The organism is Tardiphaga sp. GW822-FHT04G09 (genome assembly GCF_058800725.1).
This window is the reverse complement of the sequence record NZ_JBXAMO010000001.1, coordinates 359,596-379,836: the sequence shown is the minus strand read 5'-3', so window position 1 is coordinate 379,836 and position 20,241 is coordinate 359,596. Positions and strand designations below refer to the sequence as shown.

Sequence of the window (20,241 nt, the reverse complement as noted above, 5' to 3'; positions counted from 1 at the left end):
CAGGACGATCGCATGGCAGCAGACCACACACGGACGGCGATCATCACCGCAGCCGAACGGCTTTATGCCGAACGCGGCTTTGCGGATGTGACCATGCGCGACATCGTCGCCGCCGCCGACGTCAACCTCGCCGCGGTGAATTACCATTTCGGCAGCAAGGACGAACTGATCGCCGAACTGTTCGTGACGCGCAGCCTCGCCACCAATCGCGAGCGCCTGCGCGAATTGAAGGCGGCGGAGGAAGCCGGCGGCGACCGCGCTGACATCAACGCGATCTTTGCCGCCCTCGTCGGCCCGACGCTGCGCGGCTGCCTCGGCCCCGAGAAGCAGCGCTCCGACGCCGCGCGTTTCATGATCCGCGCCTCGATCGAGAGCGTAGCCCCGATCCGCAAGATCAAGAACCGCGAGGTCGATCACCTCAAGCGCTTCGCCGCGGCGATGCGCCGGTCCCTGCCCGATCACGATCCCGCCGATATTTTCTGGGCGCTGCATTTCGCGCTCGCCATGGCGCACCAGACCATCCGCGACAGCGAGCGCCTGACGCGCATGTCCGACGGCTTGTGCGACCTCAACGATGTGCAGGCGATCACCGATCGCGTGGTTGCGGTCGCGGTGACGGCACTGATGGGCAAGCCGGCCAAGGCTGCCACGAAGGAACCTGCCAAGGCGAAAGCGCGCGCCTGAACGGTCAAGCCCGGTTCCCGCTTCAGATTGCCCGTGACGTCCCGCCGATTCGCAGCGTAGGACGGGACCGGATCGGGATCGCTTCATGAGCGCGCAGGACGCCATCGACTTCGTGTCGGACAATATCGCGGAAGTGGGCACGCTGATGCGCTCGCTGTCCGGCCGCTATGAAGCCATCTTCGGCAATCTGCGCGCCGCCTATGGCGTCGCCTTCGAACAGGCGGACAGCATCGCGGATGCCGCGCGCGACGCGACGGCCATTGCGGACGCCGCCACGACAGCCATTCGCGACCACATCCCGAACCAGCCCGGCAATGCCTGCACCAGCGGCTGCGCCGCCTGCTGTCACCTTTACGTCCAGGTGCCGCCCGGCACGGCGACGGTGATGGCGCAGCATATCGCCGCGCATTTCACGCCGGCCGACCGGCAGGCGCTGCGCGCCCGCCTCGAAGTGGCCGCCGCTGCCGCGCGCGACGCCGCCGATGTGACAAAACTCCGCCTGCGCTGCGCGCTGCTCGGATCGGACAACCGCTGCACGGTCTATGAGGTCCGTCCCCTCACCTGCCGCGCCTTCACCTCACGCTCGGTGGCGCGCTGCCATGACATGGTGTTCGGCGACGTGCCTGAGGGCACCGGCGTCGAACAGAACGCCGCGCATTTCCGCATCCACATGGAAGCGACCTTCGCGCTGGAGCAAGCCGCGCGCAATCGCGGATTGCCGGATGCGCAGAAGGGGCTGGCGCAGGCGCTGCTGGATGAGATGGAGGCTTCGATCGCCGCCGGACAGGAGCGCCCTAGCTCCGCGCCGCGATCAGCTGACGGATGAACTCCGGCGCCTTCGCGCTGGGCAGCCACCGCGTCACCGCGATCATGTCGGCGTCGCGGTCGATCCAGATCATGTTGCCGCCGGCGCCGAGCGCATAGACGGCCGTCTCCGGTGCGGCCTTGTTGGCATGGGGCCCGCGGTTCAGCCACCACAGCAAGCCGTAATTCGGCAGCTGCGAAGACGGCGCCCACATCGCATCGATCCATTCGCGCGACAGCAGCCGCTGGCCATTCCAGTCGCCGCCGCGCGCCATCAAGAGGCCGAAGCGCGCATGGTCCTCCGCGCCGATGAACATGCCACCGCCCCAATGGCCGCCGCCCGGCACCGACTGCATCCGCTTCCCGTCGATCTCGACGAAGGAATTGTCATAGCCGACCCACTCCCAGTCCTTGGACGCGCCGATCGGATCCATGACGCGCGCACGCAGCACATCCGGCAGCGGGCGCTTGAACAGGTGCAGCAGGCAGAGCGACAGCAGGTTCACGCGCACATCGTTATATTCGTAGAAGCTGCCCGGCCTTTGCAACGCGCGCAGCTCGCCCTTGCGGCGGTTGTCGGCACTCGGCGCCACCAGACGGTTGTGATCGATCTGGTCCGGCTTGCCGAACAGCTCGCCGCGCCATTCGCTGGTCTGCTCTAAGAGATGCCGCCAGGTGATCGGCGCATTATGCGCATCCGCAAACAGCGGCCCGGGAACGCGCTTGGTGACCTGCTCGTCGATGTCCCCGATCAGCCCGTCGTCGACCGCGAGGCCCGCCAAGACGGCGAGATAGCTCTTGGCGATGGAGAAGGTCATGTCCGCCCGCGCGATCTCGCCCCACGACGCCAGCACCCGCCCGCTCTGCAGCACCATGCCCGCGGACCCGCCGCGCTCGCGCACGGGACCCAGCACCGCACTCCATGGCCCGACCTCATTCCAATCCACATTCGGCGCATAGCGGCCGTCATCGTAATAGAAGCCACGCGGCCACGGCGTCTCATTGGCCTGCGCGAAGGCGACTGCTGCTGCGAGTCTGTCGGGGGCATAGCCCACGGCGCGCGGATCGACTCTGTCCCAAGCGTTTCCGCTGGACGGGAAATAACGGGGATCTGTCATGGGGATATCAGGCTCGCTTGGAATGACGCGCCACGGTTATTGACCGGATGGGACGTGGCGGCAACCGACTGCGGCGCGAGTGATTCTAGGAGATCACACAGCTTTGGAGTAAGGCGCCTTGTCGCCCCCGGTTGTGGCCCAAGATAGATTTGTGCCAGAAATCTCAGGCACAGGAGGCGAACTCATAGATCCCCCAAAGGTTGGATCAATGATTACAAAGAATGGTCGACCGGCCGCGAACTCCGGAACGTTGATCGAGCCATTGCCAATTATCTGGAGTGACCCGACGACGCGGGTCAGACTACCGGTGATATCGACCCTCAGGTTTCCAGCGTCATCCCAAATCTGTAATCCATATGCCAATTCCACCTCCTGCAATGACGCAGGGAGTGTGCAGTCACGACACGCTAGTAACTATTCGGCGTTCCAAAGGCGTTGATCTCGCTGTTCAACTATCGAATAGTTTTTGAAGGCCAGCCTGACCTTCTTAGCAACAGCCTCCCCGGTCATGTTGCCAAGCGCCAAATCAAGTTCTTTGCGTGTGATCGTGCTGTGATGCCCTACGAAAACTTCCTTTAGGGCGAGATCCATGTTCCACCATGACGCAAAGAACAGGCCCGTAGAGTGATCACGTTCATCCAATCTCAGAAAGCAGCGGTACTCGTTCTCGTACTCCCAATGCTTATATTTCGTGCTGAGAATACGCCGCATCTCACGGCCGTTCACATTCTCGTCGCCGCTCTCAAGAGCCTCGATATTCGGCTTCATTCGAGACCCGCGATACCTAACCTTGATCAGCGCCTCGTCCGGCAAGTCGAAGCCCAGGCAAATACCACGGTGTGACTCGGCATAGTGGCTCCATTGAACCGGGTTGTGCCACCCTCCGCTGAAGCAAAGCATTCCGTATTTGGCCGACATGCTGTCTTTCCAAATCCGGAAGCGCTGACGACCGTGAGGATCTGTTGGAGCTGGCCCTTGGAGTTCGAACGGATCGTTAAGATCATTGATCGTCGCGATCTTTAACCGCTGGCGGCGGAGATTTTCGAGGCCGAAGTGACGATTGAGAAAATGATAAACACGCATCACAAGCCCAACTTCTCTCGCAAATTCACGCGAATCCGATTTGCCACTTAAGGATACACACTGCGAATATTCGTCGCAGAGATGCATAAACAGACTGTGTGGCTGTCGGCTTAAAGCGCCGACCCTAAAAAATGAATCAGGATCAAATACTTACGAAAAAACTGCGCCCGAAACGCCTCAAAAGGTCGTCCACAGCCCCGAAACGTCTGCTTGACGAGGCAGGCCGCTCTCTATAAGGCTTTGATTTGTCGGGACTTTTTAAGTGGAAATGTTGGAGCGGGTAGAGGGAATCGAACCCTCGTATTCAGCTTGGAAGGCTGCTGCTCTACCATTGAGCTATACCCGCGTGGCGCGTCAGGTAACACGTTGCGCCGCGCGTCTCAACCTCATCTGAGGTCGCATCCCCTGCCAGGCGCGACGCGCGGATTGTCGATGGATTTCAAGGGGATGGCGCGGCTGAAGGTCGCCTGCGGATGGCAAGCGCCCATCTCGTCATTCCGGGGCGCCGGAATGCAACGAAGTCGCATGCAGGCGAATCCGGAATCTCGAAGCGTTTTACTGAACATGCTGGGATTCCCCGCCACGCCAGGTGGAGCGGCGGGGAATGACGCGTGTGGCCGAGATCGCCTCAAACATTTTTTCCTATCTGTATTGACAACATCCCCATCAGGTTTATTTTCCCCTCTGTCCTGCCCCACCGAGAGGGGCGATCGCGATCGTCACGATTGCGGGGCGGGAGGCGGTGGACGCCGGAGATGCGGCGTCACGGGATATGTGGGGTACGGCTGTCTGCGGGCAGGCCGCATCGCCTGTGGTCAGGATACCACTGGGACAGGCGGCACGGCTTGCCTTCGGATAGCAAGAGCCCGCGGATCACGCGACGGACGACCAGATTCGAAACGCGTCCGGCCCAGTAGCTGTGCTCCCCCGGCCCTGTCGCGCAGGGCCCAACAAGGGTGACCTTGATCGGTCGCCTGGGCAAGCATCGGCAAGCCGACAAAACACCGCAGGCGGAACGCCGGGCAATCGCCCGTGCTTTCCGAAAGTCCTGATGCATATCCTTGCGGAAGACCGCATCGGCATCAGGCCCAGGGGTGCATCGGGCACCCGGCGTTCCGCACGCCCTCTCGCAAGAGGGCGGGAATGCAAGCGACGACGGCGCCCCCGCGCCGCCAATAACAGGGGCGATGACGCATGTCTGAAGGGTGTTGTTGTTGTCTGAAGAACAGTGGCTGTTTGACAGTTGAATCGGATGAGGCCGTAGGATGGGTAGAGCGTCTTCGCGAAACCCATCATTCACGTGCACAGAAAGCGATGGGTTTCGCTGCGCTCTACCCATCCTACGCTGTGCACCGTCATGCCCGGTAACGCAAAAGCAAGTCCGGCCATGACGAATGAGAGCGATACGCATGATCGTAGGATGGGTAGAGCGCAGGCGCAGCGCGCCGGAGCGAAACCCATCATGGCAAGGTTTGAGGTGATGGGTTTCGCTGCGCTCTACCCATCCTACACTTTACGCCGTCATGGGCGGCAGCGCGAAGCTCGCCTCGCGTCGCCCGGCCATGACGTGGGGAGGACAGAATACTGCCCCCAAGAAAGACCTTACCAGGTCGCGAGCACCGAGCCCTTGAACTTCTCGTCGATGAACGCCTTCACTTCCGGCGACTGGTAGCTCTCCACCAGGGTCTTCACCCAGGGCTTGTCCTTGTCGGCGGTGCGCACGGCGATGATGTTGGCGTAAGGGCCCTTCGGATCCTCGCGCAGGATCGCATCCTTCACCGGATCGAGGCCGGCCTGCGAGGCATAGTTGGTGTTGATCCCGGCGACATCGACGTCAGGCAGCGTGCGCGGCAGCTGCGCGGCATCGACCTCGGTGATCTTCAGCTTCTTCGGATTGTCGGTGATGTCGAGCAAAGTCGGCTTGAAGCCGGTGCCGTCCTTCAGCTTGATGACGCCCTTGTCGCGCAAGAGGATCAGCACGCGGCCGCCATTGGTCGGATCGTTCGGGATCGCCAGCGTGGCGCCCGACTTCACCTCGTCCCAGCTCTTCACCTTCTTCGAATAGATGCCCATCGGGAAGTTGATGGTGTTGCCCACCGACACGATCTTGTATTTGCGATCGGCCACCTGGTTGTCGAGGTAAGGCTGATGCTGGAACGAATTGGCCTGCAGGTCGCCGGCTTCCAGCGCCGCATTCGGCACCACGTAATCGGAGAATTCGACGATCTGGATGTCGAGGCCCTTCCTGGCGGCGACGGCCTTGGCGGCTTCCAGCACCTGCGCATGCGGACCCGGCGTCACGCCGACCTTGATGGTCTCGGCTGACGCGGCGCCGGTGAGCGCGGCGAAAGCGAGGATGGAGAGAAAAGTACGACGAAGAGACATGGTGTTTTCCATTGTGAGTAAACGAGTGTGAACGGGCCCGCTGACGCGAGCGACCGTTTCAGGAGTGTCGCGTGCGCTTGTCGAGGCGACGCGAGATGAAGTCGCCAAGGCTCTGCACGCCCTGAACGAGACAGATCAGCACGGCGACCACCGTCGCCATCACTTCCGGCATGAAGCGCTGATAGCCGTAGCGGATGCCGAGATCGCCGAGCCCGCCGCCGCCGACGGCGCCGACCATGGCGGAATAACCGATCAGGCTGACAGTCGCGAGCGTCAGCGCCAGCGTCACCGCCGGCATCGCTTCCGGCAGCAGCACCTTCCAGACGATCTGCAACGGGCTGGCGCCGAAAGCACGCGCGGCTTCGACGAGGCCCTGATCGACTTCGCGGATCGCGCCTTCGATCACGCGCGCGATGAACGGCGTCGCGGCGATGGTCAGCGGCACCACGGCGGCGCTGGTGCCGATGGAGGTGCCGGCGATCAGGCGCGTCAGCGGCACGATGGCGACGACGAGAATGATGAAAGGCGTCGAGCGCGTGGCATTCACCACAAGACCGATGATGCGGTTGACGTTCGGCGCCGGGAACAGCTCACCTGCCCGGCTCGTCGCCAGGAAGATGCCGAGCGGCAATCCGGCGAGCGTCCCGAAAATGCCAGCCAGCGCCACCATGGTGAGCGTGTCCAGCGTCGACCACAGGATCATGTTGATCAGTTCAGGCGACATAGCCGAGATGCTCCACGGTGTTGCGGGTCGCGGTGAGATCGGCGATCAGCTTGGCCTGCAGGTCCGGCTCGGCCGCGACGGAGGCGATCAGCGTGCCGAACGGATGATCGGCAACATATTCGATCTGGCCATGCATGATGTTGAAGTCGACGCCGTAAGCACGCGTCAGCCTGGACAGCACCGGCTCGTCGGCATCGGCGCCGGTGAAGGCGATGCGGATCACGGCCTGCCGGCCGGGCGCGTAGTCGCTCAGAAGCTTGGCCTGCAGCCATTCCGGCACATTGCCGCCGGTGACTTCGCCGACGAAACGCTTGGTCGTCGCATGCGTGGGCTTCGAGAAGATCTCGTAGGTCGTGCCCTGCTCGATGATCTGGCCGCCTTCCATGACGGCGACGCGCTGGGCGAGCTTCTTCACCACGGACATTTCGTGGGTGATGAAGAGGATGGTGAGATTGAGCTCGGCATTGATCTGCTTGAGCAGCGCGATGATCTGCGCGGTGGTCTCCGGATCGAGCGCCGAGGTCGCCTCATCCGACAGCAGCACCTTCGGCTTGGTCGCCAGCGCACGCGCGATGCCGACGCGCTGCTTCTGGCCGCCGGAGAGTTCGGCCGGATAACGGTCGCGCTTGTCGGCGAGGCCGACCATGTCGAGCAGCGGCTCGACAATTCCCTTGATGTCCTTGCGGGGCGTGCCGGCGATTTCCAGCGGCAGCGCGATATTGTCGAAGGCGGTGCGCGACGACAGCAGGTTGAAGTGCTGGAAGATCATGCCGATGGAGCGGCGCGCCTGGCGCAGCGCACGCTCATCCAGCGATCCGATATCGAGGCCATCGACAGTGACCTTGCCGCTGGTCGGAAGTTCGAGGCCGTTGATGAGACGAATGAGCGTCGACTTGCCGGCGCCGCTCTTGCCGATCACGCCGACAAGGGCACCTTCGGGCACCACGAGGTCGATATTGTCGACCGCCTTCACCTCGGCGGAATCCTTCCGCGACGGGAAGATCTTGCTGACGCCATCGAAGGAGATGATGGCACGCCCTTGTTGGCCAGGATCTTGCGGATCGAGAACTGGCACGGGCGCTCCGGTCGGCTTGGACAGGGGAGCGTTCATTGAATGACGTTTCTGCGCAGTTGTGAAGCACGGGGCCGGCCTGCGTATCGCGGGCGCCGTGGCTGCAACCTACTGATTTCCGGGGACATTTCAACCGCACTGCACAAAAAGTGAAAAATCAACGCTTTCAAAGGCCTGCGGGAGCAAAAGAGTACCGGGAGACGGCTGGTGACAGAGTTAATCGCCTCCCGGCAAAGTTTGAGGAACTATGACCCCGGCGTCCACTTCCAGACGATCTCCCTCACATCGACCGCCTTGGGGATCAGGCCGAGCTTGAAGAACCGGTCGGCGGTCTGCTGCTGGGTGGCGACGATCTGGTCGGTGATCGGCACAACCGTGTAATTCGACCGCTCGACAGCGCGCGTGGTGGCCGCCTTGTCCACACCGGTCGCTTCCTGCAGCCGCGTCGCCACCTCGGCGCGATTGGCTTCGGCCCACTTCCCCTCATCGGCAAAGGTCTTGTTGAACAGCGCGACGATGTCCGGATGCCTGGTGGTGAAATCCTTGTTGGCGAGGAAGAACGAAATGGAATCCTGCACGTCCTTGGAGAAGGCAATCACCCGCGCCTGTTTGCCCTCGGCGAGCGCCAGATACGGATCCCAGATCGACCACGCGTCGATATTGCCACCGGCGAATGCTGCCACCGCGTCGGCGGGGCCGAGATAGACCGGCGTGATATCCGCATAGGTCAGCCCGACCTTCTCCAGCGCGGCGACGGTGGTGTTGTGCGCGCTCGATCCCTTGCCGAAGCCGACTTTCTTGCCCTTGAGATCGGCGAGCGTCTTGATCGGCGAGTTCTCGGGCACGACGATGCCCTGATTGTAGCCGCGCGACGGGATGGCGGCGATATAGACGAGATTGGCGCGCGCGGCCTGTGCGAAGATCGGCGGGGCGTCGCCGGCATAGCCGAAGTCGACATTGCCCGTATTGATCGCTTCGAGGATCGGCGGCCCGAACTGGAATTCGACCCATCGGACGCCGATGCCCTTTTCCTTGAACACCTTTTCGAGCGTCGCGCGCTGCTTCACCGCCGGAAAGAGACCGGCCTTCTGGAAACCGATGCGGATTTCCTTCAACTCCTGCGCAGCGACCGCCGGCACCATGAGCCCCGTCACCAGCAATGCGGCTGACAGGCCGATCATCATACGTCTGGATTGAGACATTGTGCTTCCCTGCTCCATTTGCGTGACGCCCGATGCGCCGACGCGATGACAAAACGCTACGCGGCTTTGCGAAGATTGTGCTTTCAAAGGTCGCGGGCAGCCGGCAAGTTTTGCAATCAGAACGTCATCTTCCGGAGCAGCTTCATCTCCGGCGCAGAGCAATAACCTGCTCTTGCGGGGGCGCCCGGAAGGCATGCGGAGAACATTTCCGCTGCGCTACAAGGCCATCGCAGCATGCCTGCATCGCCGCGCCCGGAACTACAGTTGGCCATTTCATTGACGGAAACGAGCCGCTCTCTCACCTTTGCTGCTCACGAAACGCCATCAGCAAAGCAGTGCCAACATGCTTCCGATTCACATCGCCCGCTTCATCGAACGCTTCGTGTTCCGGCGCACCCGGGCGCTGCAACTGGCGGCCATGGCCTCCATGCTGTCGGTTTCATTCGCCTGCGCGCAGACGCCGGATGCCGTGCGGATCGGCTATCAGAAATCATCGACGCTGATCGCGGTGCTGAAGACCAATGGCGAATTGGAGAAGGCGCTCGCGCCGCTCGGCGTGAAGATCAGCTGGCACGAATTCACCAGCGGCCTGCCACTGCTCGAAGCCATCAATACCGGCAATGTCGATTTCGGTGCCGACGTCGCCGACACGGTGCCGCTGTTCGCCCAGGCAGCCGGCGCCAAGCTCGCTTACATTGCCGAGGAAGCCGCCTCGCCTGCCGCACAGGCGATCGTGGTGCCGGCGGAGTCGCCGCTCAAGACGGTCGCCGATCTCAAGGGCAAGAAGGTCGCGGTCACCAAAGGTGCCGGCAGCCACTTCCTGCTGCTCGCCGCGCTGAGCAAAGCCGGCCTCACCTTCAGGGACATCTCGCCGGCCTATCTGCCACCGGCCGACGGCCGCATTGCTTTCGTCGGCGGCAATGTCGATGCCTGGGTGGCATGGGATCCGTTCCTCACCAGCGCGCAGCGCCAGTCCAATGCACGCGTGCTCGCCGACGGCAGCAACGGCCTTGCCAGCTACAAGCGCTACTATCTCTCATCGGCCGCCTATGCCGACAGGCGCGGCGACGTGCTGAACGTGATCTTCAAGAAGCTCGATGAAACCGGCAAATGGGCCAAGGCCGAGCCGAAGGAAGCTGCCAAGCTCCTCTCAAGCCTGTGGGGCATCGATGCCGCCACCGTCGAGGAAGCGAACAGCCATCGTTCCTACAGGGTCGGTGCCGTCACCAAGGCCGGCCTGTCGGAGCAGCAGACCATCGCCGATGCGTTCTTCGCCGAGAAGCTCATCCCCGTGAAGGTCGATGCCAGCGACGTGAAGATCTGGGCGCCGAAGTAATCCCATTCTGACATTCCCTGAAAGACAACAAAAATGAAGACCGCCCTCTCCGTCATTGCTGCCGCGATGCTCGCCCTCGTCTCCTTTGGCGACCATGCCGATGCGCAATCCGCCACCAAACCCGAACTCAAGGTCGGTTTCGTGCCCGGCCCATATATCGACGGCTTCAAGAGGGGCGTCGAGCCCGAGCTGAAAAAGAAGGGCTATAGCGTCAAATACTATGAATTCTCGACGGGCCTGGAAGCCAACACCGCGGTGTTCAAGAACGACATCGACGCCAATGTGATGCAGCATACGGTGTTCCTCGACAGCTATAACCAGCGCCAGAAGACCGACCTCACCGGCATCATCACCGTGCCGACCCCGCCGATGGGTCTTTATTCGACCAAGCACAAGACATCCGATGCCGTGAAGGCCGGCGCTACCGTGGTGGTGCCCAACGATCCCGTGAACCTGCAGCGCGCGCTGTGGATCCTGCGCGATCTCGGCTGGATCGAGATCAAGGACAACAACCCCGTCGATGTCACCGAACTCGACGTGATCAAGAACCCGAAGGGCATCAAGATCGTGCCGCTGGAAAACGCCCAGGCGCCGCGCGCCCTCGGTGATGCCGACTTCGCCGCTGTGCAGGGCAATTTCGCGATCTATAGCGGACTGAAGCTGACCGAGGCCTTTGCGCTCGAAAAGATGACCAAGCCCTATACCAATGTGGTGGCGGTGAAACGTGGCAATGCCGACGCGCAATGGGCGAAGGATATCGCCGACGGCTATCGCTCCGACACGTTCAAGAACGCGATCCGCAACGACAAATTCTATGCCGGGTTTGTCTTGCCCGACTATTTCAACTGAGCGCCCCGCGAGGGACGCTGCCGATCACGAACATGCCATCGCTCAGCCGTTTGACTCCCGGAACGGCTGGGATAAGCTTCCTGAAAGCACGATAGCGCGCTTTCGGATCGAGGGCATGAAGCACCGCACTATCCTGGCTCTTTTGGCATTGATCACCGCCGGCACCCCGGCGGCTGCGCAAGCACCTTCGAGCTTCGAAATCGCGGCCCGCTCCCGCGGCACCCCCGACATTCCCGGTCTCAACATGGTCTGGCTGAGGCCATGGACCGATCTCCGCCACGCCCGTGAATGGCGCAACATCGTCGTGCATCAGTCGGAAGGCGCGGTCGGCTCGGCGTGGCGGAACGCGGTCGCGCAGATGCAGAAACCCGATCGTCGCGGCGTCGCCATCTGGATCGAAACCGACGGCACCGTTTACTGGTCCACGCCCGAATGGGCGGTGCCGAACCATCTCAGCCATGGCAACCGCAACGACAACAAATATATCGACAACAGCGGGACCTATCAGCAGATCGACAATGACTCATCGATCGGGGTTGAGTTCGTCGGCAACTACCCCAATGTCCGCAAGCCGCCGACTGACGCGCAGATCGCAGCCTGGCGCGTACTCGTCCGCGTGTTGCAGGCCCGTTACGACATCCCGAATGAGCGCGTCTTCGCCCATAACTGGATCGACTATAAGGATCGCCGCTACTGCGAAGGCTGCGAACTCGCCAGGATTGCGCGGACCCAGGGAATCGAGACTGCGCAGCGGATCGACCCTGCACAGCAACTCGAGAAGGGCCAGTAAACGCAGCATTCCCCCGTCCTCATCCTGAGGAGCGGTCATCCTGGACCGCGTCTCGAAGGATGTGCCGCAGATCCATGGTTCGAGATGCGCGCCAAACGGCGCGCTCCTCACCACGAGGGCGGTATGGATGGCTTAAGTCCCCACCCTTAATGCCGCGCGCTGCTTGCGCAAATAGGCGATCACCGACAGCGCCGTGATGCGACCGGTCTTCGGATTCTCCGACGGGATGTTTTCGATCTGCATCGAGAACCGCGCGGAATCCGAATCCACTTCGACACGATGGACGTTGCGCGTCAGCGCGGGATCCGCCCAGATCTCCAGCGTCGTGGCATCAGGCCCCGCGCCCGCAAGCGACAGCGCGACGGCGACATTGAGATTGGCCGGGAAGCCCTTGGCGGCTTCGCGCGCCGTGCCCTCGAAGATCTTCATCGGTTCGGTGATGCTCTCGATGTCGATCTTGTTCTCGACGATATAGGGCGCGCCGGCGAGACCTTTCACCGGCTTGCGCGTCACCATACGGACCGAGTTGATCTTGCCCTCGGCTGCAGCCGTCACCGCGTCGAGACCGATCAACGCCCCGGTCGGCACCACGATCTGCCCGCCGTTCTGCCTGGCCAGCGCGACGAGATCGTCGTTGAACAACAGCGCTCCAGCGCTCAGCACGATCGCGGTCTTGCCGCTGCTGACGAACGGCTTGACGATCTCGGGCAGCAACGCTGCGGGGGCACATTCGATCACGATATCGGCGACTTCCACGAGATCCGCGATCGGCAACACCGGTGGCGCCTTGCCGAGACCGGACAGGAACGCCTGATGCTTCTGCGGATTCTGCACGGCAACCGCCGCCAGAACCAGGCCGTCGATGCCGCGGTCCAGGGCTTCGGCCACCTTGCGGCCGATCGGGCCGAGGCCAACAATGGCCACGCGCGTGGCAGACTTTGCTTCAGTGCTCATTACGTCGATCTCGTCCAATGATTCAGGGGGCACGCCGCCACATCCGGAAACCGTTCTCCCCCGGAAAGGCCGCAATGTCCATGTGGTGACGTCAGCCAGTTTAGAACGCTTCCGGCCTCACGCCATCGTGCAGCACGTGCGACAATCCCGGGGTTGCACGTAAAAGGACGTTTCGCTACCTCTGCCGTGATTGCTGTCTCGGCGAGGCCGCACGTAAGCGTTAACGTGAACCAACGCGCCGATCGAACCTGATCCAGGCTCGACCTGCGCGACATCGTGTCAAACAGGCCGATCTGGATTCCCCGGGAATCCATATGACCGACGCATCTTCAGACACCCTTTCCAACGATCGTCATCGCATCACGCGCGTTCGTCACGAGCTGAAGCGCCGTCTGCTCACCGTGAAGCGCGTGACGTCGGTGACGCCGCACATGAAGCGGATCACCCTCACCGGTGACGACCTCGATGGCTTCGTCAGCGCGTCCTATGACAACCACGTCAAGGTGTTCTTTCCGCGCCCCGGCGAAGACGAACCATTGATGCCCGTCTTCAGCGAAGGCCGCGTGCTGGTCGATGAAAGCGCGCGGCCAATCGCGCGGGACTATACGCCGCGGCGCTATGACGAAGCCGCGCAAGAGCTCGACATCGACTTCGCCATTCATGATGCGGGACCTGCCACGACCTGGGCCACCCAAGCCAAGCCAGGCGATAAAGTCGGTATCGGCGGCCCGCGCGGCTCGTTCGTCGTGCCGGACGACTTCGACTGGTATCTGCTGATCGGCGACGAGACCGCCCTGCCCGCCATCGGCCGCCGGCTGGAGGAACTACGCCCCACCACACGGGCCATCGTGATCGCGGAAGTCATCGACGCGACCGAGGAGCAGGTCTTCCCGTCCAAGGCGTCCGTCACGACCGCCTGGTTGCATCGTGGCCAGCACAGCGCCGGATCGACCACTCTGATGGAGGATGCCTTGCGCAGCCTCAAACTTCCCGTCGGAGACGGCTATGCCTTCATCGCCGGAGAATCCGAGGTTGCCAAACGCCTCCGCAGGATTCTCGTCGACGAATGCCAGCATCCCAAGGCTTGGGTCAAGGCAGCGGGCTATTGGAAAGGCGGCGCAGAGAACTATCATGAACCGCATGACGACTGATCGTCGCGTCCCGGACTAGCAGGAGATCTGGTGTCCCATCGTTTCACGCGTCGCGATTTCACCGGGGCGGCCGGCGCGCTCGCCGCCGGCCTCGCCGTTCCGACTGCAATGGCCGAGGCTCAAACAGTCCCGACCACACCGGCGGCGCTTGCCAATGACAGGCGTTTTCCTGACGATTTCGTCTGGGGCACCGCAACGTCCGCCTATCAGATCGAGGGTGCCGTCGGGGCCGAAGGCCGTAGCCCGTCGATCTGGGACAGCTATTCGCACACGCCGAACAAGATCCGCGGCGGCGGCAACGGCGACCACGCGGTGGATCACTTCCATCGCTACAAGGAAGACGTCCAGTTGATGAAGGCGCTGGGCGCGAAAGCCTATCGCTTCTCCGTCTCATGGTCGCGTGTCTTTCCGAATGGCGCGGGCACGCCCAATCCGCAAGGGCTGGATTTCTACAACCGCCTCATCGACGAGTTGCTGGCCAATGGGATCGAACCGTTCCCAACGCTCTATCACTGGGATCTGCCGCAGGCGCTGCAGGATCGCGTCGGCGGCTGGGCGTCATCAGATACGGCGAAGGCGTTCGGCGACTATGCAGGCCATGTCGCGCAGCGCATCACCGATCGCGTCAACAACATCTTCACGATCAATGAATGCGGAACCTTCGTGGATTTCGGCTATGGCCACGGCCCGGTCGAACTCGCGCCCGGGCTGAAGCTGTCGCAACCGCAACTCAATCAGATTCGCCATCACGTCGCGCTGGGCCATGGCATGGCTGTGCAGGCGATCCGCGCCAATGGACGCGCGGGCACCAAGGTCGGCGTGGCCGAGAACGTCGCATCCTGCGTCCCGGCCATCGAGACGCCTGCCAATATCCGCGCAGCCGAGATCGCAACGCGCGAGATGAATGGCGGCTACATGACCGTCATTCTCGAAGGCAGATACACTGACGCGTTCCTCGCTTATGCCGGCAAGAATGCACCGAGCTTCACCAGCGAGGAGCTGAAGATCATTTCTTCGCCTGTCGATTTCGTCGGTCTCAACGTCTACATGCCGCAATATTACGTGATGGCGACGGGTGACCAGCATGGCTTCGCGCTGGTGCCGTTCCCGACCTCGTTCCCGCGGATGGATTCAGACTGGCTGCGGATCGGGCCGGAAGCGCTGTACTGGGCGCCGCGCAATGTCGCCAAGGTCTGGGACGTCAAGCAGATCTATATCAGCGAGAACGGCACATCGGCCGCAGACCGGCCGGCCGGCGACGGCAAGATCCACGATCTCGACCGCGTCATGTATCTCAGGAACTATCTCACGCATCTGCAGCGCGCGACGTCGGAAGGCATCCCCGTAAAGGGGTACTTCCACTGGAGCCTGATGGATAATTTCGAATGGTCGGATGGCTATGACAAGCGCTTCGGCCTCTATCACGTCGACTTCGCCACGCAGAAACGCACGCCGAAACTCAGCGCTGAATTCTATCGCAGCATGATCGCTGCGAATGCGGTGGTGTAGCTTAGAGCAACTTCCCATCCGCGCCGAAGAACGGATGCGGACCGTCGAAGTCGCCGATCGGCACCTGATGCGTGACGAGATGGCCGCCCTCCTCGCCATCCGGAAACCAGACATGCAGGTGGAAAGCCGGCGGCTCGACCCGGAACGATGGCGGGCGCAATTCGGCGATGTCGAGATCGACGGCGTGGTTCGGCGCCGGGCAGATGGTCGCAACCGTCCCCGCAAATGTCGCGAGCGTCGCGCGATGGACGTGGCCGGCAGCGACGATCCGCACACGCGGGTGTTTACGGACGATGGCTGCGAGCTCGTCGGCGTTAAACAGGCCCTGCACGTCCATATGGGTGATGCCGGTGCGGAATGGCGGATGATGCAGGAACAGCAAAGCCGGCCGCTCGCGCGAGGACGCCAGCGTGGCATCGAGCCATTGCAGCGTCGAGGCCTCAAGCGTGCCGTGCGGTTTCCCCGGCACATGCGAGTCCAGCAGGACGATATCGAGCGGACCGACCGTCTGCGCCTGATCGAGCGGACCCGACGACTTGGCGTAAGCCCGATCGGGAAATGCCGCGCGCATCATGTCGCGGGCATCGTGATTGCCGGGCACGCCGATGAACGGGATCTTGAGCGGCGCCAGCAGCCGCCAGAGATGCTCATATTCGCCCGGCGTCGGCGTATCTACGAGATCGCCGGAGATGACGACGAGATCGGGGCGCGGATCGAGCGCGTTCAGCTCGGACACACAGCGCTCCAGCGCCCTGGCCGTGTCGACCTTGCCATAGGCAAGCTCGCCCGGCGCCTTGATATGCAGATCGGAGATCTGCGCGATGATGGTGGGCTTGGGCTTCGACATCAGTCTTCTTTCGGCAACACGCGAACCGCCTGAGGCGTGACCGACAGGCCGACGCGCTCCCCTGCACGCACATTGATGGTGTTCGGCGCGTCCACCGTCAACGGCTTGTTCGCCGCACCCGTCACCACGAGGCGCTGGCGGTCGCCGATGAAGGCGACGCTTTCGACCATGCCGCGCAGGAAGGCGTCCGCCTCGGCGACAATTCCGATGGTCTCCGGACGGATCATCGCCACCGCCACAGCGTTGTCGGTGGCATCATCGAGCGCCAGCCAGCCGCCGGGCAGCGTCAGCCGGCCGCCGCTCACCGGCCCCTCGACGATATTGGCGGCGCCGACGAATTCCGCGACGAACCGGTTCTGGGGAGCAAAATAGATCTCGCGCGGCGTGCCTATCTGCGCAATAGCACCCTTGCGCATGACCACGATACGGTCGCCGAGTTCCATGGCTTCGGCCTGATCATGAGTCACATAGATCGCGGTGATCCCCAGCGAGCGCAGCAGGCTGTTGAGTTCACTGCGCAGCCGGTCGCGCAGCGACGCATCAAGCGCCGTCAACGGCTCGTCCAGCAACAGCACGCGTGGGCGCACGGCCACCGCGCGCGCCAGCGCAACGCGCTGACGCTGGCCGCCGGACAATTGATCGATCCGGCGGTTCTCGAGCCCGCCGATATTGGTCAGTGCCACCATCTCGGCGACACGCGCCGCGCGCGCCGCCTTGTCGACGCCGCGAATCTTGAGGCCGTATCCGATATTCTCGGCCACCGTCATGTTGGGAAACAGTGCATAGGACTGGAACACCATACCCACATGACGCTGCTCGATCGGCACCGCAGTCATATCGGTCTTGTCGAACAGCACACGGCCGCCCGCATCGGGTGTCTCCAGCCCGGCGATGATGCGCAGCATGGTCGTCTTGCCGCAGCCGGAGGGGCCGAGCAGCACCAGGGTTTCGCCTGACACGATATCCAGCGAGGCGGGCGCCAGCGCCTGGGTGCCGTCCGGAAAGGTCTTGGCGCAGTTCTCAATATGGACGGCTGCACCGTGGCCCGCAACAGCGCTCATTTCTTTTCGCCCTTCTCGGCAAACATCTGCATCGCCACCAGAAGGGGCACAATCATGATGAAAAAGATCAGTGTGTAGGCCGATGCCACTTCGAGCCGCATCGACGCATAGCTATCGGCAAGGCCAACCGGCAGCGTCTTGGTCAGCGGCGTGTGCAGCATCCAGGTCAGATTGAACTCGCCGAGCGACAGCGTCACCACCATCAGCGATCCCGCGAGAATGCCCGGCATCGCATTCGGCACGATGACATTGCAGAAACGCGTCCATGGCGACGCACCGAGCGAGGCAGCCCCCTCGTCCAGCGTCTTGATATCGACCGAGGCGAACACCGCCATCACCGAGCGCACCATGAAGGGCATGGTGAAGACCACATGGCCTGTGAGGATGAACAGCCACGACTGCCGGAAGCCACCGAATCCGCCATAGGTCAGCAGCAGCGCCAGCGCGATGGCCAGACCAGGAATCGCCAGCGGCAGCGTGATGATCTCCTCGATCACGCGCGACAACCTTCCGCCCTTCACGTGTAAGCCATAGGCCGCGGGCACGCCGACAACCAGCGTCACTGCCAGGGTCGCGAAGGCGATCAGGAATGACAGCCCGATTTCACCGGCATAGAGGTTCCAGACCTGCACTACCCATTGCAGCGTGACGCCGGACTGGATGCCGCGAAAGTAATTGACCGTGACACCTGCGGAAATCGACAGCACCACCGGCACCACGAGGAACGCCGCGACGAGAAGGGTGAAACCAAGCTGGCCAGCGAAGATCAGGCGATCGCGCATCGGCTTACCCCGCCGCCGCGACGGTGCCGCCGCTCATTGAGCGGGCCAGCGCGAGGATTGCCCAGGCGATCGCGCCGAGGCCAATCGACAGCGCCGCGGAGATTGAAAAATTCGCGGCCAGCGTGAACTCCGTGTAAATCAGCATCGGCAGCACGTCGATGTTGGTCGCCAGCGTGAAGGCCGTGCCGAACGCGCCCATGGCGGTGGCGAAAGCAATCGCGCCCGAGGCGACGAAAGCCGGCCCGAGCGCCGGCAACACCACGTCGCGCTGGACGGCCCACGGGCTGGCACCGAGCGAACGCGCCGCCTCCTCCAGCCCGATATCCAGCTTCTGCACCGCGGCCATCACGGTCAGGATCACGCGCGGGATCGAGAAATAGAGATAACCGAGAAACAGGCCGAAGATCGAATAGGCGAACACGACTTTCTCGCCCGTCACAGCGGCGGTGATGGCACCGATCAGGCCCTGACGTCCGGCCAGCAGAATGATCAGGAATCCCACGACTACGCCGGGAAATGCCAGCGGGAATGTCAACATCGCGATCAACACGGCGCGGCCGGGAAAGCGATGACGCTGCAGGAACAGCCCGGCGATGGTGGCGATCACCAGTGTGGCAATCGTCGTCGCCGCGGCCAGCACAACCGTATTGATCAGCGTGGCGCGATAGCGCGACTCGGTGAGGATCGCGAGGTAGGCGGACACGCCGCGCGATCCACCGGCGCCGACGGCGAGCAATTGCGCCATCGGCAAGAGGAAGAAAGCCGCTGTCACCACCACGAGCGGCAGCAGACAGATCCAGATGAAATGACGATGCGACATGGAATTATGGTGCCCCTGCCCCAGTCGGGGCACCATTGTGCATCAACGGACTTCGGCGAGATAGCGGTCGCTGAAGCCTTTCTGCGCCAGCTCCATCTTGCCCCAGTCCACGCTCCTGGCGCGGGCATATTCGCTATCCGGCAGGAACTTGGCCTTCACCGCCTCCGGCAGGTCGATCTTTCGGGCCGGACGGAGGTAAGCGTTGGTCCAGATCGCCTGGCCCTTGTCGGATAGGAGATAATCGATGACCTTCTTGGCCTTGTCCTTGTGCGGCGCGTTCTTCACGAGACCGACCACATAGGGGAACACGACCGAGCCTTCGCAGGGAATGACGAATTCGAAATTGCCCTTCTCGGAATACTTGGCGCGATAGGCGTTGAAGTCATAATCGAACAGGATCGGCATTTCGCCGGACACGACACGGGCATAGGACGTCTGCTTCGGTACCATCGCGTCGTTCTTCTTCAAGTCCTTGAAGAAGGCGATAGCCGGATCGAAATTCTGGTCCGAACCGCCGAGCGCGAGGTTGACCGCAACGGCACCGACATAGCCCACGGCGGCGGAGGTCGGATCGAGATAGCCGATCATGCCCTTGTAGTCAGGCTTGGTCAGATCGGCCCAGCACTTCGGCACCGGCTTGCCGCCGAGCGCATCCTTGTTGACGAAAAAGCCGAGCGTGCCGGAATGGATCGTGGTCCAGTAGCCCTCGGAATCCTTCAGGCCGGCATCGACCTGATCCCAGCCGGCGGGCCTATAAGGCTCGAGGGCATCCTGCGCCTTGGCCTTCATGCCGAAGGTGACGCCGAAATAGCCGATGTCGCCCACCGGATTGGCCTTCTCGGCGAGGATCTGCGCCAGCGCCTGACCTGAATTCTTGTTGTCATGCGGCATCTCGATCGAGAGGTCGGTCTTCACCGCCTTGATCATCGACGCCCAGTCGGCCCATTCCGGCGGACAATTGTAGCAGATGACGTCCGCAGCACGGGCGGGCTGCGATGCGACGGCGAGCGCTAGCGCGAACAGAGCAAATACCAAGCGGAATGGTTTCACAGCGATCGTCTCCATCTGTC

19 protein-coding genes and 1 tRNA gene are annotated in these 20,241 nt (G+C 62.5%); 7 read left to right on the top strand and 13 right to left on the bottom strand.

From position 1 onward, the window contains the following. Positions 1-12 precede the first annotated feature (12 nt). Together AC1RLZ_RS01820 and AC1RLZ_RS01815 are read left to right on the top strand one after the other, a co-directional pair. A complete protein-coding gene (locus tag AC1RLZ_RS01820; RefSeq protein ID WP_371420702.1) occupies positions 13-684 on the top strand; it encodes a TetR/AcrR family transcriptional regulator in 672 nt (223 codons plus the stop codon). 85 nt (positions 685-769) lie between these two features. Next, positions 770-1,510, top strand: a complete 741-nt coding sequence (locus AC1RLZ_RS01815; protein ID WP_493187248.1) for a YkgJ family cysteine cluster protein — start codon at positions 770-772, stop codon at positions 1,508-1,510. Here AC1RLZ_RS01815 and AC1RLZ_RS01810 read toward each other — a convergent pair. From AC1RLZ_RS01810 to AC1RLZ_RS01780, 7 genes are all read right to left on the bottom strand, one after another. Continuing rightward, a complete protein-coding gene (locus tag AC1RLZ_RS01810; protein WP_493187247.1) occupies positions 1,479-2,606 on the bottom strand; it encodes a serine hydrolase domain-containing protein in 1,128 nt (375 codons plus the stop codon). The genes AC1RLZ_RS01815 and AC1RLZ_RS01810 overlap by 32 nt on opposite strands. A 414-nt stretch (positions 2,607-3,020) precedes the next feature. Further along, positions 3,021-3,689 carry a DUF2971 domain-containing protein gene (locus tag AC1RLZ_RS01805; protein WP_493187246.1) on the bottom strand — a complete coding sequence of 223 codons (669 nt, stop codon included), beginning with the start codon at positions 3,687-3,689 and terminating at the stop codon, positions 3,021-3,023. 272 nt (positions 3,690-3,961) lie between these two features. Continuing rightward, positions 3,962-4,035, bottom strand: a tRNA-Gly gene (locus tag AC1RLZ_RS01800). Positions 4,036-5,291: 1,256 nt separating this feature from the next. After that, the gene (locus AC1RLZ_RS01795) at positions 5,292-6,086 is read right to left on the bottom strand and encodes a MetQ/NlpA family ABC transporter substrate-binding protein (RefSeq protein ID WP_493187245.1); all 795 of its coding nucleotides are present in this window, start codon (positions 6,084-6,086) and stop codon (positions 5,292-5,294) included. A 46-nt stretch (positions 6,087-6,132) separates the two neighbouring features. Beyond that, on the bottom strand, positions 6,133-6,798 hold the full coding sequence (locus AC1RLZ_RS01790) for a methionine ABC transporter permease (RefSeq protein ID WP_493187244.1): 666 nt from the start codon (positions 6,796-6,798) through the stop codon (positions 6,133-6,135). Further along, positions 6,788-7,909, bottom strand: coding sequence for a methionine ABC transporter ATP-binding protein (locus AC1RLZ_RS01785; RefSeq protein ID WP_493187243.1), 1,122 nt, complete (start codon positions 7,907-7,909; stop codon positions 6,788-6,790). The genes AC1RLZ_RS01790 and AC1RLZ_RS01785 overlap by 11 nt, the downstream gene beginning before the upstream one ends. A gap of 206 nt (positions 7,910-8,115) precedes the next feature. After that, positions 8,116-9,072, bottom strand: a complete 957-nt coding sequence (locus AC1RLZ_RS01780) for an aliphatic sulfonate ABC transporter substrate-binding protein (RefSeq protein WP_493187242.1) — start codon at positions 9,070-9,072, stop codon at positions 8,116-8,118. Between the two features lie 418 nt (positions 9,073-9,490). Here AC1RLZ_RS01780 and AC1RLZ_RS01775 point away from each other — a divergent pair, with 418 nt between their 5' ends. From AC1RLZ_RS01775 to AC1RLZ_RS01765, 3 genes are all read left to right on the top strand, one after another. Then, positions 9,491-10,408, top strand: coding sequence for an aliphatic sulfonate ABC transporter substrate-binding protein (locus AC1RLZ_RS01775; protein WP_493187522.1), 918 nt, complete (start codon positions 9,491-9,493; stop codon positions 10,406-10,408). A gap of 33 nt (positions 10,409-10,441) precedes the next feature. Further along, positions 10,442-11,257 carry a MetQ/NlpA family ABC transporter substrate-binding protein gene (locus AC1RLZ_RS01770; RefSeq protein ID WP_493187241.1) on the top strand — a complete coding sequence of 272 codons (816 nt, stop codon included), beginning with the start codon at positions 10,442-10,444 and terminating at the stop codon, positions 11,255-11,257. Between the two features lie 115 nt (positions 11,258-11,372). Next, positions 11,373-12,047 (top strand): peptidoglycan recognition protein family protein, encoded by a 675-nt coding sequence (locus AC1RLZ_RS01765; protein ID WP_493187240.1) that lies wholly within the window; start codon positions 11,373-11,375, stop codon positions 12,045-12,047. Between the two features lie 132 nt (positions 12,048-12,179). Here the strand turns inward: AC1RLZ_RS01765 and AC1RLZ_RS01760 are convergent, their stop codons facing one another. Further along, on the bottom strand, positions 12,180-13,001 hold the full coding sequence (locus AC1RLZ_RS01760) for an aspartate dehydrogenase (protein ID WP_493187239.1): 822 nt from the start codon (positions 12,999-13,001) through the stop codon (positions 12,180-12,182). A 314-nt stretch (positions 13,002-13,315) separates the two neighbouring features. Here AC1RLZ_RS01760 and AC1RLZ_RS01755 point away from each other — a divergent pair, with 314 nt between their 5' ends. Together AC1RLZ_RS01755 and AC1RLZ_RS01750 are read left to right on the top strand one after the other, a co-directional pair. Next, on the top strand, positions 13,316-14,152 hold the full coding sequence (locus tag AC1RLZ_RS01755) for a siderophore-interacting protein (protein ID WP_493187238.1): 837 nt from the start codon (positions 13,316-13,318) through the stop codon (positions 14,150-14,152). Positions 14,153-14,182: 30 nt separating this feature from the next. Then, complete coding sequence (locus AC1RLZ_RS01750; RefSeq protein ID WP_493187237.1) at positions 14,183-15,661, top strand: GH1 family beta-glucosidase; 1,479 nt, start codon at positions 14,183-14,185, stop codon at positions 15,659-15,661. Position 15,662: 1 nt separating this feature from the next. On the opposite strand, the gene AC1RLZ_RS01745 is transcribed toward AC1RLZ_RS01750, so the two are convergent. From AC1RLZ_RS01745 to AC1RLZ_RS01725, 5 genes are read right to left on the bottom strand one after another with little or no spacing between them, the layout of a single operon-like run. Further along, entirely contained in the window at positions 15,663-16,508 is an 846-nt protein-coding gene (locus AC1RLZ_RS01745; RefSeq protein ID WP_493187236.1) for a phosphodiesterase, read from the bottom strand. After that, positions 16,508-17,569, bottom strand: a complete 1,062-nt coding sequence (locus tag AC1RLZ_RS01740; RefSeq protein ID WP_493187235.1) for an ABC transporter ATP-binding protein — start codon at positions 17,567-17,569, stop codon at positions 16,508-16,510. The genes AC1RLZ_RS01745 and AC1RLZ_RS01740 overlap by 1 nt, the downstream gene beginning before the upstream one ends. Continuing rightward, the gene (locus tag AC1RLZ_RS01735) at positions 17,566-18,351 is read right to left on the bottom strand and encodes an ABC transporter permease (RefSeq protein WP_149533874.1); all 786 of its coding nucleotides are present in this window, start codon (positions 18,349-18,351) and stop codon (positions 17,566-17,568) included. The genes AC1RLZ_RS01740 and AC1RLZ_RS01735 overlap by 4 nt, the downstream gene beginning before the upstream one ends. 4 nt (positions 18,352-18,355) lie before the next feature. After that, on the bottom strand, positions 18,356-19,171 hold the full coding sequence (locus AC1RLZ_RS01730) for an ABC transporter permease (protein ID WP_493187234.1): 816 nt from the start codon (positions 19,169-19,171) through the stop codon (positions 18,356-18,358). A 42-nt stretch (positions 19,172-19,213) separates the two neighbouring features. After that, the gene (locus tag AC1RLZ_RS01725) at positions 19,214-20,221 is read right to left on the bottom strand and encodes an ABC transporter substrate-binding protein (protein WP_493187233.1); all 1,008 of its coding nucleotides are present in this window, start codon (positions 20,219-20,221) and stop codon (positions 19,214-19,216) included. Between the last annotated feature and the right edge of the window lie 20 nt (positions 20,222-20,241).